Annotated in this window: 16 protein-coding genes and 1 riboswitch; of the genes, 11 read left to right on the top strand and 5 right to left on the bottom strand. The window is 36.0% G+C overall.

Translation table 11 applies throughout. The features are described from left to right. Positions 1–113: 113 nt before the first annotated feature. Entirely contained in the window at positions 114–242 is a 129-nt protein-coding gene (locus V7124_RS18165; RefSeq protein ID WP_335491936.1) for a hypothetical protein, read from the bottom strand. A 103-nt stretch (positions 243–345) separates the two neighbouring features. Between V7124_RS18165 and V7124_RS18170 the strand changes: the two genes are divergently transcribed. After that, on the top strand, positions 346–522 hold the full coding sequence (locus V7124_RS18170; protein WP_335417283.1) for a hypothetical protein: 177 nt from the start codon (positions 346–348) through the stop codon (positions 520–522). Between the two features lie 141 nt (positions 523–663). On the opposite strand, the gene V7124_RS18175 is transcribed toward V7124_RS18170, so the two are convergent. Both V7124_RS18175 and V7124_RS18180 read right to left on the bottom strand, forming a co-directional pair. Further along, positions 664–978 (bottom strand): DMT family transporter, encoded by a 315-nt coding sequence (locus V7124_RS18175; RefSeq protein WP_335417281.1) that lies wholly within the window; start codon positions 976–978, stop codon positions 664–666. Next, entirely contained in the window at positions 978–1,319 is a 342-nt protein-coding gene (locus V7124_RS18180; protein WP_335417278.1) for a DMT family transporter, read from the bottom strand. The genes V7124_RS18175 and V7124_RS18180 overlap by 1 nt, the downstream gene beginning before the upstream one ends. A 70-nt stretch (positions 1,320–1,389) precedes the next feature. Further along, positions 1,390–1,486: riboswitch (guanidine-I (ykkC/yxkD leader) on the bottom strand. A gap of 274 nt (positions 1,487–1,760) precedes the next feature. On the opposite strand from V7124_RS18180, the gene V7124_RS18185 reads away from it, so the two are divergent. Together V7124_RS18185 and V7124_RS18190 are read left to right on the top strand one after the other, a co-directional pair. Next, a complete protein-coding gene (locus tag V7124_RS18185) occupies positions 1,761–1,925 on the top strand; it encodes a hypothetical protein (protein ID WP_335491942.1) in 165 nt (54 codons plus the stop codon). A gap of 34 nt (positions 1,926–1,959) precedes the next feature. Beyond that, positions 1,960–2,463 (top strand): hypothetical protein, encoded by a 504-nt coding sequence (locus V7124_RS18190; RefSeq protein ID WP_335491947.1) that lies wholly within the window; start codon positions 1,960–1,962, stop codon positions 2,461–2,463. 424 nt (positions 2,464–2,887) lie between these two features. Here V7124_RS18190 and V7124_RS18195 read toward each other — a convergent pair whose 3' ends face one another. Next, on the bottom strand, positions 2,888–4,579 hold the full coding sequence (locus V7124_RS18195; RefSeq protein ID WP_335491950.1) for a multicopper oxidase family protein: 1,692 nt from the start codon (positions 4,577–4,579) through the stop codon (positions 2,888–2,890). Between the two features lie 520 nt (positions 4,580–5,099). Between V7124_RS18195 and V7124_RS18200 the strand changes: the two genes are divergently transcribed. The 4 genes from V7124_RS18200 (at position 5,100) to V7124_RS18215 (ending at position 8,136) form a co-directional block, all read left to right on the top strand. Continuing rightward, positions 5,100–5,417, top strand: a complete 318-nt coding sequence (locus tag V7124_RS18200; RefSeq protein ID WP_335491953.1) for a PadR family transcriptional regulator — start codon at positions 5,100–5,102, stop codon at positions 5,415–5,417. After that, positions 5,404–5,967, top strand: coding sequence for a DUF2812 domain-containing protein (locus V7124_RS18205; RefSeq protein WP_335491955.1), 564 nt, complete (start codon positions 5,404–5,406; stop codon positions 5,965–5,967). The genes V7124_RS18200 and V7124_RS18205 overlap by 14 nt, the downstream gene beginning before the upstream one ends. Before the next feature lie 19 nt (positions 5,968–5,986). Next, the gene (locus tag V7124_RS18210; protein ID WP_335491957.1) at positions 5,987–7,273 is read left to right on the top strand and encodes an erythromycin esterase family protein; all 1,287 of its coding nucleotides are present in this window, start codon (positions 5,987–5,989) and stop codon (positions 7,271–7,273) included. Between the two features lie 92 nt (positions 7,274–7,365). Then, positions 7,366–8,136, top strand: coding sequence for a hypothetical protein (locus tag V7124_RS18215; protein ID WP_335491960.1), 771 nt, complete (start codon positions 7,366–7,368; stop codon positions 8,134–8,136). 235 nt (positions 8,137–8,371) lie between these two features. Here V7124_RS18215 and V7124_RS18220 read toward each other — a convergent pair whose 3' ends face one another. After that, complete coding sequence (locus V7124_RS18220; protein WP_335491964.1) at positions 8,372–10,129, bottom strand: recombinase family protein; 1,758 nt, start codon at positions 10,127–10,129, stop codon at positions 8,372–8,374. A gap of 441 nt (positions 10,130–10,570) precedes the next feature. On the opposite strand from V7124_RS18220, the gene V7124_RS18225 reads away from it, so the two are divergent. The 4 genes from V7124_RS18225 (at position 10,571) to V7124_RS18240 (ending at position 14,675) form a co-directional block, all read left to right on the top strand. Beyond that, positions 10,571–11,638, top strand: coding sequence for an endospore germination permease (locus V7124_RS18225; RefSeq protein WP_090768278.1), 1,068 nt, complete (start codon positions 10,571–10,573; stop codon positions 11,636–11,638). Beyond that, positions 11,635–13,086 (top strand): spore germination protein, encoded by a 1,452-nt coding sequence (locus V7124_RS18230; protein WP_335491968.1) that lies wholly within the window; start codon positions 11,635–11,637, stop codon positions 13,084–13,086. The genes V7124_RS18225 and V7124_RS18230 overlap by 4 nt, the downstream gene beginning before the upstream one ends. 4 nt (positions 13,087–13,090) lie before the next feature. Next, positions 13,091–14,197: a Ger(x)C family spore germination protein gene (locus V7124_RS18235; protein ID WP_335491970.1), complete on the top strand. Its 1,107-nt coding sequence runs from the start codon at positions 13,091–13,093 to the stop codon at positions 14,195–14,197. Between the two features lie 283 nt (positions 14,198–14,480). Continuing rightward, positions 14,481–14,675: a hypothetical protein gene (locus V7124_RS18240; RefSeq protein WP_335409896.1), complete on the top strand. Its 195-nt coding sequence runs from the start codon at positions 14,481–14,483 to the stop codon at positions 14,673–14,675. Positions 14,676–14,881: the final 206 nt, after the last annotated feature.

The raw sequence follows: 14,881 nt of genomic DNA on the forward strand, positions 1-14,881 counted from the left end.
TGCGATGCTTCAATAACGAAGGGTCGCATTATCTTATTCAAGTAACGAAGTAGGGTAGTTGAAGAATCTGTTTTATCTTATAGCCTTATAAGATAAAACTAGTAATAATTGAATTACGAATAGGAAAAGTGCATCGTCTTTGTAAAAGAAATAAGGACGGCAAGGAGCTGAGGAACAGATTCTTCCGCTTTTTTCTCTTCCAATGCTGTAACCAACGGAAAATAGCCTTTTATCTTATTCACCTATAACCTGTTAAAATTAAAACATACACTACAAGTGAAACACAAAATGGAAACCCGTTGGATTGCCAAAGGAGAAATATGAAGGTGACTGGGGTGAAAAACGATGAAAAAGCGATCAAGGTTGCGTAGACGGATTCGGGAATGGCTAAACAAGAAGAAAGAACGGAAAAAAGAGAACCCACTCCCTAGTTTTGCAAACCGTTGGATGAATCGCCATCGGGAAGACTTGGAAAAGCCAAAAGAATTTTTAAAAAATGAAAAGCCAACCGAGGAATTATGACGGCTGCGATGCTTCAATAACGAAGGATCGCTTTTTTGTTATTCAAGTAACGTGGCAGTTTAGTTAGAGAATAGAAAATAAAGAAGATAATTAACTTATTATAAACAAATTATCTTCTTTATCTAAAATTGATAAATTCCTTTATGAAACAAGTTTTAATCCTATTGCTGCACCTAAAACCATTGCTATAAACACAATTCTTCTCCAGTCTTTTGATTCACCATATAACACCATTCCTAATATTGCACCACCAGACGCACCAATTCCTGTCCATATTGCATAAGCTGTCCCCATAGGTAGTGATTTCATCGCATAAGCTAGAAATATAAAACTTGCTCCAAATCCTAGAATTAATAGAAGTAATGATTGCCAATTTCTGTCTTTATGCAATTTATTTATCATAACAACACCAAACATTTCAAATAGTCCTGCTAAGATTAAAGATATCCACGCCATTAGGAATCAGCTCCATCCTGGTTTTTGTCGTTTGTAACTAATTTCAAGCCAATTACTCCTGCTAATAAAAGTAAAATAAAGAGTACTTTTTCCACTTTAAATGGTTCTCCAAAGAATAGGATTTCTGAAAAGACAGTTCCTGCTGTACCTAGACCAACAAAAACTGCATATACAGTTCCCACGGGAAGTTTTCGTCCTGCCATAATCATTACATAGAAGCTGATGATGATAGCAATAACAGTCCCAGCCCAAGTCCAAAAGTCATCGGCGTGTTTCAATCCAATAACCCAAAATACTTCAAAAAAAGCAGCAACAAATACTTTAATCCAGTCTTTATTCATCTAAAAGACACCTCCAATTTTATTTTGACCAAAAAAACAAAAAAAGCCTAAGAGATAACTGTTAAACAGTTTCTCCCAGGCTTTTATCCTTCCGTGACACAGCAAAGCTGTGAGTTTTCTCTCGGACCAGACCAACAATAAGTTACGGAACCCTAGAAAACATTTGATATTATACAATTACTTATATTCTACATACATCTCATATAATTTCAAGAGTTAAATTTTAGCAAAGTCTTTGGTGTTTAAATAAGATTGTGAAGGAATGCACTTAAACTAAAGGGTGCTAGAGTTAAAGATGGGGATTGCTGCGGAGTTCCTTTTTCTTGTTCAACTAACGTGCAGGTTAGTGGAACAAGAATTCATATAATTTCCTTTTTCAAAGGAGTTTAAATATTTAATAAATGGTAAAATCAAGCAATCGGGGTTATTAGGAGGATATTAATGGTCAGCGTAATGGGTTTTTGGTCATTGTTAACTGTTATTGGAGTACCTTTGGCGGTGATTTTTCTAATAATATGGATTTACAAGATTAGAAGAAATAGCGAAATCCCAGTTGAACAAAACAAAAGAATTATCGAACTATTGGAAAATGGAAAAACAGAGTAATTAATTGTAGTTTCTAATTAACGGGGGAATAAAATTGAGTAAAAAAAAGAAGTTACTATTCAGAATTTCAATAGGGCTGAATATATTACTTGTCGCAATTGTAGCTTGGGTAATAATAAAGATGAATTTCGTAAAGGAGCAAGTTCTTGTAACAGAAGTCCAAAATAATTTTGTAGAATTGGAAGGCTTAATTGCTAACCAGAGTGATAACAATTGGTCTGAACCTAACTTGGTTACAACTGAATTAGGAGATGTGTTAAACGGATTTTGGCTTGGATTGACCACTGGAAAGCATCTAGGAACTATATCTAAAAGTGACAAGAAAATTCCAGAAGATTTGTATGCCAAATTAAATCAATATCCTAATGATGAATTATATAGCTTTGCCGATTTGACCGAAGAGGATAAAAAGAATTTTGAAGACCTACGGAAAACACTTCATGAAGTTGGATTAGGATTAAATATTTCTATAAGTGCCAATATGGATTCCTTTTTGAACCAAGCAGAGGCATTAAATGAAAAGATGAATCCCCATTAAATTAACATATACATTGATAATGTGCTAACAGGTGCATTAATGGGATAATGGTAATGCCTTTTTTATTGAAGTAACGGGGCAGTTTAGTGAAAGAAGCAATAGGAACATTTGATTAGAATTTTATAATGTTTTGGTCTATTTAACAAAAATATCACCTGTGGATTTTCACACGCATTTTTTGTTGTACTTTGAAAGATTATTGAACCTTTTGAAATATCTTAACATTATATTGATAAATCAATTTTTTGTTTAATTATTCAGGTGAAATAGTGAAAGATTATAACACACTCTTGAAAAACAAATATAAGTTTAGAATTATCTAATTTCTATTGCAATTAAGGAAACCTGAAGTATTGACATATAAAAAAGACTAGCTATTAAATCAAAAAAGCTAGTCTTTTTTTCATTACTATTACCTTTATTTTTAAGGGTGGCGATGAGGATGGTGATGGTCATGGGAACTTGACTCATCATGGTCTTCATTACAACATTGAGCAAACGAGTCATCCGGACACACGCCTGGAATCGGAATGCATGGGTCAAAATTATGATTTTGGAGTACTTCGTACGGTCGCATCATATCGTGGTCTTCATGTTCAAGGATATGACAATGCCATGGATAGATTCCTGTAAATGGCCCAAACCGTGCAATTATACGGGTAACCTCCCCAGGATTTGCACGAACGGTATCTTTCCAACCCATTTCACTTGGATCGAGTGGTAGTGGCGGCCCAATGACAGGATTATCATTTGGATCACCGGAGAACGTAGCACGACTTAATATTTGAAAAGTAACAAGGTGCAAGTGAATGGGATGAGTATCCGGTGTAGTATTGTAAAGCTCCCAAATCTCTATAGTCCCATTATATGGGGTTTCTGTTATAGGCAATTGATCCCAATCCAGATTATTTAATAGAAGTTTTAAACGCCCGAACTCATCTGTAGTTTCCACTAAGACATTTTTTCGTACCGTTACAGCATCGGCAGGATCAAGTCTCTCTAGGCAACTTAGCTTTTCTGGAATTTTACTTTTGTCAGGTTTAGAGAGTTTTTGCTTGACACGAAATTCCATAATCTGCGTAAGGTCCGGTGATGGTGGATCGCCAGCAGGGAATGGTGCTGGTGCGTCATTTGTTAAAATAATACCTTGACCGTTTTGGGTTGAAAAATCGATAACCACATCGACCCGTTCCGCGGGTGCAAGGGTAATTTGGGATACATTTTCTATCTTTCTTTCCAATAGTCCTCCTTCCGTTCCAATTAAGGTAAATTTTAGACTAGGAGAACTAAGACTAATACGGTAAAAGCGAGCATTGGAGCCATTAAGGATGCGGAACCGGTATTTTCTTGGCTCAACCTCAAGGAAGGGCCATACTTTTCCATTGACTAAGATTGTGTTGCCAAAAAACTCAGGAACGACTGATGGATTTGGTAATGTTGGATCTATTGGTGGAGGCGGCTGTGGTGCTGGCGGAGGCTCATGCCCTGGCTGGGTTGGATAGAACAATTCACCATTAGGATAGAACGAACGATCTTGGATGACCAGCGGAATTTCAAATTTTCCACTTGGAAGGTCCAATTCTTCCTCTTCATCATCTCTGAGGATATAAAATCCTGCAAGCCCAGCATAAACGTTCAAACGAGTGATTCCAAGGGCGTGATCATGATACCATAGTGTTGCAGGGCGTTGACAGTTTGGATAAAAATAGACTTCATGGGCGAATTTCGGCCCAACATTTTCAAAATCTCGCGTAAACCATGCCTCAGGATATCCATCATTTTCCGGTCTAACCCGACCTTCATGTAAATGTACAACCGTCCTTACAGAAGGTTTATCTGGTTCTGCACCATGAAGTGTTCGATCCACGGGCAGCAGGTGTTCAAAGGGCAATTCATTTTTCCACTTGACTAAAATAGGCTCATTTCTTCTTACTTCGAATGTAGGACCAGGATACATACCGTTATAACCCCAAACGGTAGTTGGCGGCAAATCGCGATGTAATTTCTGCTTTACTTCTCTCATGGTTACTTCAAAGAATGGAATGCCATCTGATTTATCTTTTGGTTTTAAGATTGGTGGTAAAGGTAATGCATCTACAAACTTCTGTAAAGACATTTAACTTCCTCCTGTTAAAAAAATTAATCATACCTTTTATTTTTAGTTCTTAAACAGGTGATTTATGACAAAAAAGAGTTGATTCCTGCTCATTTTTATCAGCAGCCCTGGTCCCGATTAATCATCCTTTTTTGGTTTAGGGATTTTTTTATTAAACCGCGGGCGCTTATGTTAAAAAAAGGGCTGCAGTGGCAGCTTTTTCGTTTCTAAAAAAAACTTTGTGAAGAATTGCACTTAAAGTAACGGGGGCGTTAGTTCGAGAAGAATTAAGAGATTTTAGGGTTAATAACTTATTATTGTAATTCCATTAAAAGGCCATTTAATTGAATAAGTCTAAAAAAAAAGTCGTTTTCCCTTACGTAAGGAAAGCGACTTTTTAGTTTCATTTTCCCCTTGTTAACAAAACTTTTACTCTAAGTTCCTTTGATTAATTTTGAAAATGTTGTTGACTATTCAGTTGAACTGTATTACGTTATTACTAAGTTAAACTATATAGTCGAACTGAATAGAGGATGAGGATATGAAACATCAATTATTACCGTTGTCTGAAACCATGCATTATATTTTATTAGCTCTACGCGAGCCACTCCATGGCTATGCCGTAATGCAGAAGATAGAAAAGATAAGTAACGGTACTGTTATTTTAGCAGCTGGTACATTATACGGTGCGATTGAAAACTTGAATAAGCATGGTTGGATTGAACCTGTTGGAGAGTCAGGTCGGAGAAAAGTTTTTATGATAACTGCGGAAGGAAATGCCATTTTGAAAATGGAACAAAACAGGTTATTGCATATTTTATCCCTGTACGAAGGAAGTGAATCGAATGAAGAAATTTAAGATGTTTTTTGATATTGAAAAAGAGGAGCAATGGCTGAACGAGCAATTACAAAAAGGTTATCGTTGTAAAAATATTAGTGGATTAGGAATATACACTTTCGAAAAAACCGACAAGAGATATGTGATGCGACTGGATTATCAAGATTATTTATCAAAGAAAAAGTTCAAAGATTACAAAGGGATATATGAAGACTTCGGTTGGAATTATCTAAATTGCTCTTGGCTTGGTGGAATTCGATATTGGCAAAAAGAAGATGATGGTCAAATTGAAATCTTCTCGGATCGCCAATCAAAGAGTAATTATTATAAAAGATTGATGGGTTATTCATTTTGGTTGTGTATGCTGTTTTTCGTTGTTATGCCTGACATGGATTCAGGTTTATATTTAGCTGAAGGTCTTTGGAGTATGAAAGGTGTATTATTTTGGAAAGCATTTTTATTTGAAACTCCATTTGCCCTTTTGAGGTTGCTTCCCGCCATTATGCTTGTTTTCTTTGGTAGCAGTTTCTATAAAGCTTATCGAAAGTATTCAATGTTAAAAGAAAAATAATAAACGAGGGGATTTAAAGATGCACTTTTCTAAAAAGAAATCTTTCTTATTGGCTATTATTTGTCTCATGATTGTTTTATCAGGGTGCAGAAATAATGATAATGTTTTTGATGAAGCTGAAAAATATATTTCTACTGTTAAAAAAATTAATATTCCGGATGATGTAAGAATAATTGGCTTGGGAGAGGCAACACATGGGAATTTAGAACTTCAGAAGTTGAAAAAAGATGTATATGAAACATTAATTAATAATGAAAATGTTCGTGTATTTGTAATAGAAGGGGATTTTGGAGGAGGACAGGAAATTAATCAGTTCATTTTAGATGGAAAAGGTTCTGCAGAAGAAGCCGTGAACGCACTTGATTATAGCATTTATAAAACGGAGCAAATGATCGACCTTGTTCAATGGATGCATGATTATAACGCTACGGCCAGTGACGATGAGAAAATATATTTTTACGGAAATGATATGCAGCGATATGATTACAGTAAAAAAGGTCTTCTTGACTATTATGAAGTTGTTAACAAGGATGCGGAACAAAAATATGCAGTTCAACTGGAACATGCTTCAAATAATATAATGAGATCGTTATCAACGAAGCAACTGAAAAAAATTTATGATGTGCTCGATACCATCATTTTTGATCTGCAATCAAACGAAGTAGCTTATACGGAACATTCATCATCGGATACGTTTGCCTTTGCTTTAAAATACGCACAACTTATGAAACAACGAACAGAGCTATTTTTAAATGAGGGGGACTACCAACAACTTCGCGATCAGTATTTAGCCGACAATTTGCAATGGATTGTTGAGTTTGAAGCTGCTCGTGGTCATGATAAGGTATTCTTCTCCGGACATAATGGGCATATCGAAAAAACGTCTGCTTCATTAGCTGGTTATAAATCGATGGGAAGTTATTTAGATGAGTTATATGGGTCCAAGTATTTTGCAATTGGTACCGACTTAATGAATAGTAAATTTCAAGCCTTAAACCGCGGATCTGATAAAAGAAAGAATTATAAGATAAAGAATCATAATGGTTTAGTTGATGCATTTAGTGAAGTAGAGCCAAATATCTTTTACGTTGATTTTGAAAAAGCCAGTGAGTCAAAAGAATTGTTGGACATTATAAAAAGTGAACAAAAAATGGTGAACGTGGGTGACGACTTTCGTTCTTGGCAAAAGCTATTAAAAATGTTTTACACAATTGAAATGATACCCAATAAGGCCTATGACGGCATAATTATTTTAAAAGAAGCAACACCAACAGTTGTAATAAAATATTTGGCAAGGAATGATTGAAATTGGGAGAAGAGGATGGGCTAAAAATTAGGATAGTAATCAAAAGTCGGTCGCCAAAAACGGTTCTAATCATTCTTTTTTTCCTGTTTTTAGTGTCGATATTCGGGTACCATCGACTAGAGAAAGACTTTGTATATCCGATTGTGCCTGTAGCGATCAAGGCCGATTTTTTATCGGAGACATACTTTTCTGGACTCTCAGAGCAGTATGATCAAATTCGCTCTGAGCATCGAAAATGGTATATATTTGATACATCCAAAGCAATTGCATCACACGCAATCCTAACGCATATGATGCATGATTTTGTGGAAAATCAAAAGCTTCTGAATGGGCATAAGCAATTTGATCTGTTTTTTGAGACATTTGATCAACATGTCAAACAACTCCCTAATATCACGGAAGATATTCATTATTTTCGCAATGAACTGAATCGATATGGAGAGGCTCCTGAACAATTAGAAGAAATGATGGAACTAGTGGCATGCGGCAAATGGCAGCAATTCAGTGCTAGATATCACCGATATGAAGTAAGCGAATATGACGCTGCTTATAATGCGAAGTTTATATCATCAAATGGTCGCTTTGAAGTTGTCTATCATACTGAGACGGGTCAGATGGTAAACGATCCGGTAAACATGGGCACGTATAATTATGCGCCGGGGAGTATCCATCCATGGAAGTATTACCAGCACCATAAATACGATAAAGTTCCCTGGAAGAAATGGGGTAATACTAATCAGATTTCATACAAGGAAATTACAAAGAGGCAGTCAAGGCATGGCTCAACGGAGCAAAGGAAAAGTTCAGAAGAACTCCATAACTTAATCAAAAACAAAATGTCAGATTCACAGAAGTGTCGATAAGGATCTATCCTGAAGGATTTGAAGTACAAAGGACAGTTCCCACACTAGTGAAATTATACATATACTTATTCCATTATAGGGCGTAATTCTGCAACAAGAATTGTGCTCTTTCATTATGTTTAGGGCCAGATTGTTAAACAAACTTTTAAAGAAAGTTGGTAAAGTTGAGGAGATTGTGAAAGATTTCACTTAAATTAACGAAGTAGTTTAGTTTAAGAGCTTTTTAAACTTTTGTTCAACAATCGGGCCAGATTGTGGAGGAAGAGTTCAAGAGATTTATCGGTAATTCATATAAAGGTTGTTTAGGATTAATTGGAGTGAACCGTACCATTAATAGAGGCAAAAAAAGTTGTAAATAAGGTGGTATTTTCTTGTCGGGAGCGGGTATTGACTGTGAATAACGATCTTCACTTTGCGTTTCTCGATACAACATATGAATAAGTGTAAAGGTCTTTGAAACATTGACCTCTGTAAAGTCAAAGTCTAGTTCAACTCTTTCGACCATTCTTGGTTGACCACTGCGATTCGCGATTGTAATTCTATGAAGAAGTAGATGAAGTAAGTATTTTTGTCTTTCTCTCGGTGCTTTTTTATAGACGGCAGAGAATTGTTCTAAGAGCATTTGAATAAGCTCAGGTGGAATAAACTTTGAGTCATATGAGTCTAATTGCATGAGTATATCATTTTTCTTTTGTTCTAATTCGGCCTTCTCATTTGTAACTTTTTGCAACCGTTCTTGTAGAACTGCAATCGGAAAAGTCTTTTGCTCGAATGCTTCTAGATACCTATCTTGAAGCTCGAGTAATTCGATTAGAAGTTTATCTATTGATTGTAACTCCTTCGTTAGTTGGTTAAGGAACTCAGTTGATTTTGAATTTATCTCCTTAAGTATTCTAGAAAATACATCCTTATTTGCAAGAAAGCTATCTATTCTCTGGATAACAGTATGCTCGGCTTCATAGGCTTTTATTAAGTTCGCTTTACATGCAGAAGATCCTTTATTGTGAAAGTTCCCGCATGCATAATAACGGTACTTAAGTTTTGTTCCATCTTTTCGTGTATGTGTTGAGTTAGAAGGAGTCATACCTTGTCCGCAATCAGGGCAACGTAGCAGACCGCTAAGTAAAAACGGTTCATTAGATTGTTTTTGTTTAAATGATCTACTTTTTCTTCTTGTTTGTACAATGCTCCAAAGTTCATCCGAAATGATTGCCTCATGCTGTCCTTCAACGAGAATAGGGTTAGGGTTTTTCCCTCTTCTTCGTTTCGTATCCCAATTTTCAACCTTTAACCAGCTGATTTTACCATTATATATAACATTGTCTAAGATAGTTGCGACACCGTTGATAGAAAAGTAACGATTTCGTTTAGTCTTATATCCTGCTTTATTTAAGTGGTTAGCAATTGCCTTTAATCCTTTACCTTCGGCATACAATTGATAGATAAGTCGTACTATATTTGCTTCTTTTTGATTGATAACTAGCTCCTTTTCATCAGTGTCATAGCCAAAAACCTCACCGCCATTCCAAGAACCTTCTAATGCCCTTTGCTTCATTCCAAGTTTTACATTCTCTGATAATGTATTACGCTCCATTTCTGCGATTGAAGCCATTAATTGGACGACAAGTTTGCCAATTGGACTAGACGTATCAAAATTCTCAGAGTAGGAAATAAACTTTACATCATACTCTTCAAATTTATCTAGTAGCACAAGAGTATCTAACATATTACGTGAAAGGCGTGATATTTTCCAAACCAGGATTGCTTGAAAATTGCCTTTTTCAACATCCGCGATTAGTCTTTGCATGGCAGGACGGCCTTTAATATCTTTACCACTTATGCCCTCATCAACAAATTCTCCTGAAATTTGCCAACCATATAAGGCTGCATATTGCCGTAGAGTTTGTAATTGAGCAGATATACTATAGCCTTCACTTGCTTGCTCTTCTGTGCTGACACGACAGTAGATTGCGACACTTTTTATTTCATTCACTTTATTACCTCCTTTAACTTTTGTAACAGTATTGGTATTAAACGAGGTGGAAAATACCCTCATTTGATAAATACTTTGAATACTAGATAATTCGTGATAAGTGGTAAGTAAAATTAAAGCGTTTTGTAAAAACAGGATAGATAGAACTTTGTATCACAGTAGACTATTACTGCGCAGCAAAACTCTTCATTTCTAGAGGACTTTGTGAAGGGATTCACTTAAACTAATGGAGCAGGTTAGTTTAAGTGTAGTGATTCACAATCTGTATATTTATTGTTATGTACTACAATGTCCTGGTCAGTGCATCCCCCTAGGAGGTTGTTCTTATCCTCAACAGGCAAATTATTTATTAATATTTTCCTAAAAGAGTAAAATACTAAAAATTGTAAAACATAGTTAGAACCGAACTTTCACCGGTGCATTAAAAGTGGGGGGATTTAGTTGAGCCAAAAGGTGATTCATTCTACACATGTTTATATTCTACTCATCATGTCTACTGGATTTCTGGTCCATGTATTGCTCCATCCTATTATTTTAACCGTATCTAAAAGAGACTCATGGATCTCAGTAATCGGCAGTGTGGTTCCCTTCATCCTTTGGACGGCCATGATCTATTATCTAAATAAAAAGTTTGAGAAAAAAAATATATTATCTGTGTTATTTTCATTGCATCCAATGATTTCCTACTTGATTCGTATTATTTGGGGTGTTTATTTTTTTCTTACAGCATTTATTACGTTCCAGTATACAGATTTTTGGGCTAAATCAAATTATACGTCTGATATTCCTGATTTCCTCGTCGTAGTACCATTTGCAGCTCTTTGTTATTTTGCTTCATTGAAAGGAATTCGAACGATTGGCTCCTTATCCATTTTCTTATTGCCTCTCGTTGTAATGTTTGGTCTTTTGGTGGGAATTGGGAATATAAAAAATAAAGATTACAGCTTGCTGTTCCCAGTTTTTGAGCATGGATATAAAGATTTCTTTTTAGGAGTCATGTATACATGCGCCTGTGTATTTGAAATCATTTATTTTCTTTTTATCACACCATATATAGAAGACCGGATCAAAATTAAGCCACTGCTGCTTGTTTGCATTGGTCTTGTCTTCTTGGCGGTTGGTCCTTTGGCAGGAGGGATCGCTGAATTTGGTGCGGAGGAGGCAGCGAAAATGAAGGTCCCTGCATACGAGGAATGGAAATTATTAACAATTGGTGTTCATATCACCCGCCTTGATTTTTTATCGATTTTTCAATGGCTCTCTGGTGCATTCATTCGGATCAGTTTAAACATGTTTATTGTAAACAAACTATTGGACAGCCACAAAAAAAAGAACTGGATTCTTCTCTTTCTGTATATCCTGCTCATCACAAGCGTGTTAATTCCATGGGATTTTAGTTCCTTTTTTACGCTTTTATATTCTGTGTATTATCCTGTAAGCCTGGTGTTCCTGCTTTTATTAGTCGGCCTGTTGTTCTTTCTTAAGAAAGACAAGGGGGATGCTATATGAAAAGAAATAACCTGTTGATCCTTAAATTGAAAGAGTGGTTCCAAAATTCCTCCGACATTGTCCTGCAAACCAAATCCTATAAAACCAAGTTTTTAACATATTCTTTAGCCTTTTTATATTGCCCTAATTTAGTTGACACAAAGGCGATTAATGAAACCATACTACCTACCATAAATGAAGCAATAGGAAAGGAGGGGGGGCTGACAATTGAACGTTTAAGCAATCTTATTGGAATCACGAAGCTTAGGGATTTCGAGAATATCAAGAATGAAATAGAGCAAAGGCTTTTTTCTGGCGAATGTGTCATTTTAAATGAGGAAACAATGGATATTTTTTTTATTCCAGTCTCTAATTTCCCAAAGAGAAGTCCGGAAGAATCCAATATAGAAACTTCTGCTCGTGGACCAAGAGACGGATTCGTGGAAAATATCTCCGATAACATGACGCTGATCCGGCAACGGTTAAAAACAACTTCCTTAAAAAGCATAGAATATACGATTGGAGAAAGAAGTAAAACAAAAGTTTTACTTCTTTATATGGAGGATATTATCAATCCCTCTATTTTGAATGAAGTGCAAAGTCGATTACGATCTATAACCATCGATATTTTAATCAGCAGCAATCAATTGGAAGAAATGATTTATGACCATCCTTATTCCATTTTTCCGTTAATGGATGCTGTCGGCAGACCCGATCATATCGTGCAATCCCTAAATCAAGGGAGATTTGCCATTCTAGTGGATGGAAACCCTACGGTTTTGATAGGTCCGACATCTCTCACACAATTATTGATTTCGCCTGAAGATGTGCACAATAGTTTTTTTTATATTAGTTTCGTTCGTTTACTTAGGATTTTTGCATTAGGCACGACCATTTTTCTACCTGGATTTTTTATTGCCCTAGTAACGTTTCAAACCGAACAGATTCCTTTTACCCTGATAGCCACCATCGCGATGTCAAGGAAAGGTCTTCCATTGTCAGCCACTATGGAAGCATTTATCATGATAACGATGTTTGAGCTCTTTAAAGAAGCAGGGCTCAGGCTTCCAAAAGCTGTCGGGACAACTGTTGCCGTTTTAGGTGGATTGATTATCGGAGATGCGGCGATTCGAGCCGGATTAACGTCTGCTTCCTTGCTGGTAGTGATCTCGATAACCGTGATTTCAGGGTATACATTAATCAACCAGAACCTAGCAGGCAATGTGCTTCTTCTGCGGTATTTGGTCCTTTTCCTGTCATCTATGTTCGGGATTTATGGATTTTTTCTTTCTTTTTACACCATTATCACCCTTGCTATTTCGCTTGAAAGTTTTGGGCAACCCTATTTATCCGTATATGCTTTTCCGAATTCTCAGTTTTTAAAAAGCTTTATAAAATTACCTAATAAGCTGTTAAAAAAACGCAATCATGCTTATCAACCAATGGACACAACCAGGCAAAAGGAGTAGTTCCATGAGAAACCGGATTTCTTTCATCATTGTAACGAGCCTTATTTTTCTTTTAACAGGTTGTTTTGGGGCAAAAGAAATCGAAGGCGAGACTTATGTTACCGCTATGGGATTGGACTATGAAGAGGGAAATTTTAAAGTTTATATTCAGGGTTTAAGTTTTGGGAATATTGCCAAACAAGAAGCAGCTGCCGTAGAACAACAGCCCATTTTAATCGGGGAAGCGAAAGGAGAAACTTTCACAGCTGCGCTGGGGGTGTTGGAACAAATGACAGATATGCCAATAAATTATGGACATATTCAGACCATCATACTGAGCAAAAGTGTTATGAAAGAAAAAATGGAGGATGTGATGGGTCTTATTAAACATTCGCCATTATTGCGGTACAACTTCTACCTTTTCGGCACAGATGAGAATCTAAAATCATTAATGCAGATGGAAAGTTTTTTTAATTTTCCACAATTGTATACGGTCATCCATCGATCGGATAAGATCATTCAATATAATTACGTACTCCCAAACATGATATATAACCGATTTATATCCCAGTATTTCCGACCAGTTGGAACGATTTTTATCCCATCGTTAACAATTGACAAAAATCATTTTTCAGAAAAAAAGGAAAAACCAACATCTGTGATTAACGGAGAATATGTATTTTCTAGGCAACAGTTCAGAGGATGGTTGAGTAAAGATGAATTAAGCGGATTAAAATGGTTCAAAAAAGGAATTCAAGGTGTCACTCTCCGGGTAGGAACCGAAAATGTTTCAGTAAGAGTTAAAAACCCAAAAATTAAGATAATGGTTTTAAAAGGAAAGACCCCTTCTTATAAGGTAGTGGTAAAAGGGGATGCTGTTCTAACCCAAGAAAGAAAAAAACTAAAACTAAAAGAAGTGGAAAACGAGATAAATAAAAAAATCAAAAAAGACATACTCCATACAATAAAAAAAGGACAGCTTTTGGAAACAGATGTATTAAATATAAGCGAAAAATCGTATAAATATTATTTGAACCATTGGAATATAGATACAATAAAAAGATTTAATGAGGATTCGGTAAAACAAATACAAGTTATGATTCGGGTTGATCCGGGGAATACCAAAAATTGAAAAGGCGGTGCGTTAATCCAAGAAGGATTAACGCCCTTTTTTGTTGAATTCCTTATTGAACAAACGTCGCAGTTTAGTTAAATAAGAATATGGGTTGTATATTTTCAATTGAGTGGTGAATTGATTTAATACAGACTAGTAGTTTTGAATGAAAAGTCCATTTTATCTGTTGGATGAGGCATATGTCCTTTAAATTCTATAATTTAGGATAAATACCCAAGAACTTTTACCCAAAAATGCATATGCTCTAATGTAAAATGAAATGAGGAGGATGACTGTTTGTATGATTAATGCCTATAATGAGAGGATTGGTTTAGGTGGACCAGGATCAGGTTTTGGTTTTGCACCAGGACTTGGTTTTGGAGCTCCAGGCTATCCGCACCCACACTACCCGTACCACCATCATCACTACCCTTACTACCATCACCACTACCCTTACTACCATTATCCGTACCACCACCACCACTATCCTTATTAAGATTTGCTGATAAACTCGCCGTCCAAATAAAAATGAACAGAAGTTTCTGTGAAACAGGCGTGTTTCTACAATAGTAGAAACACCTGTTTCTTTTAGGAACAGTGGAGGTTTGTGCTTTTATTGCTGGAGGTTACTGCATATGATTCCTCTTTATTTCAATCATAACCATAGCTGAGTTAGACTCATTAGAAAATGCCAAATGATGC

This window comes from Neobacillus niacini (genome assembly GCF_036961885.1).
GTDB lineage: Bacteria > Bacillota > Bacilli > Bacillales > Cytobacillaceae > Neobacillus > Neobacillus niacini_H.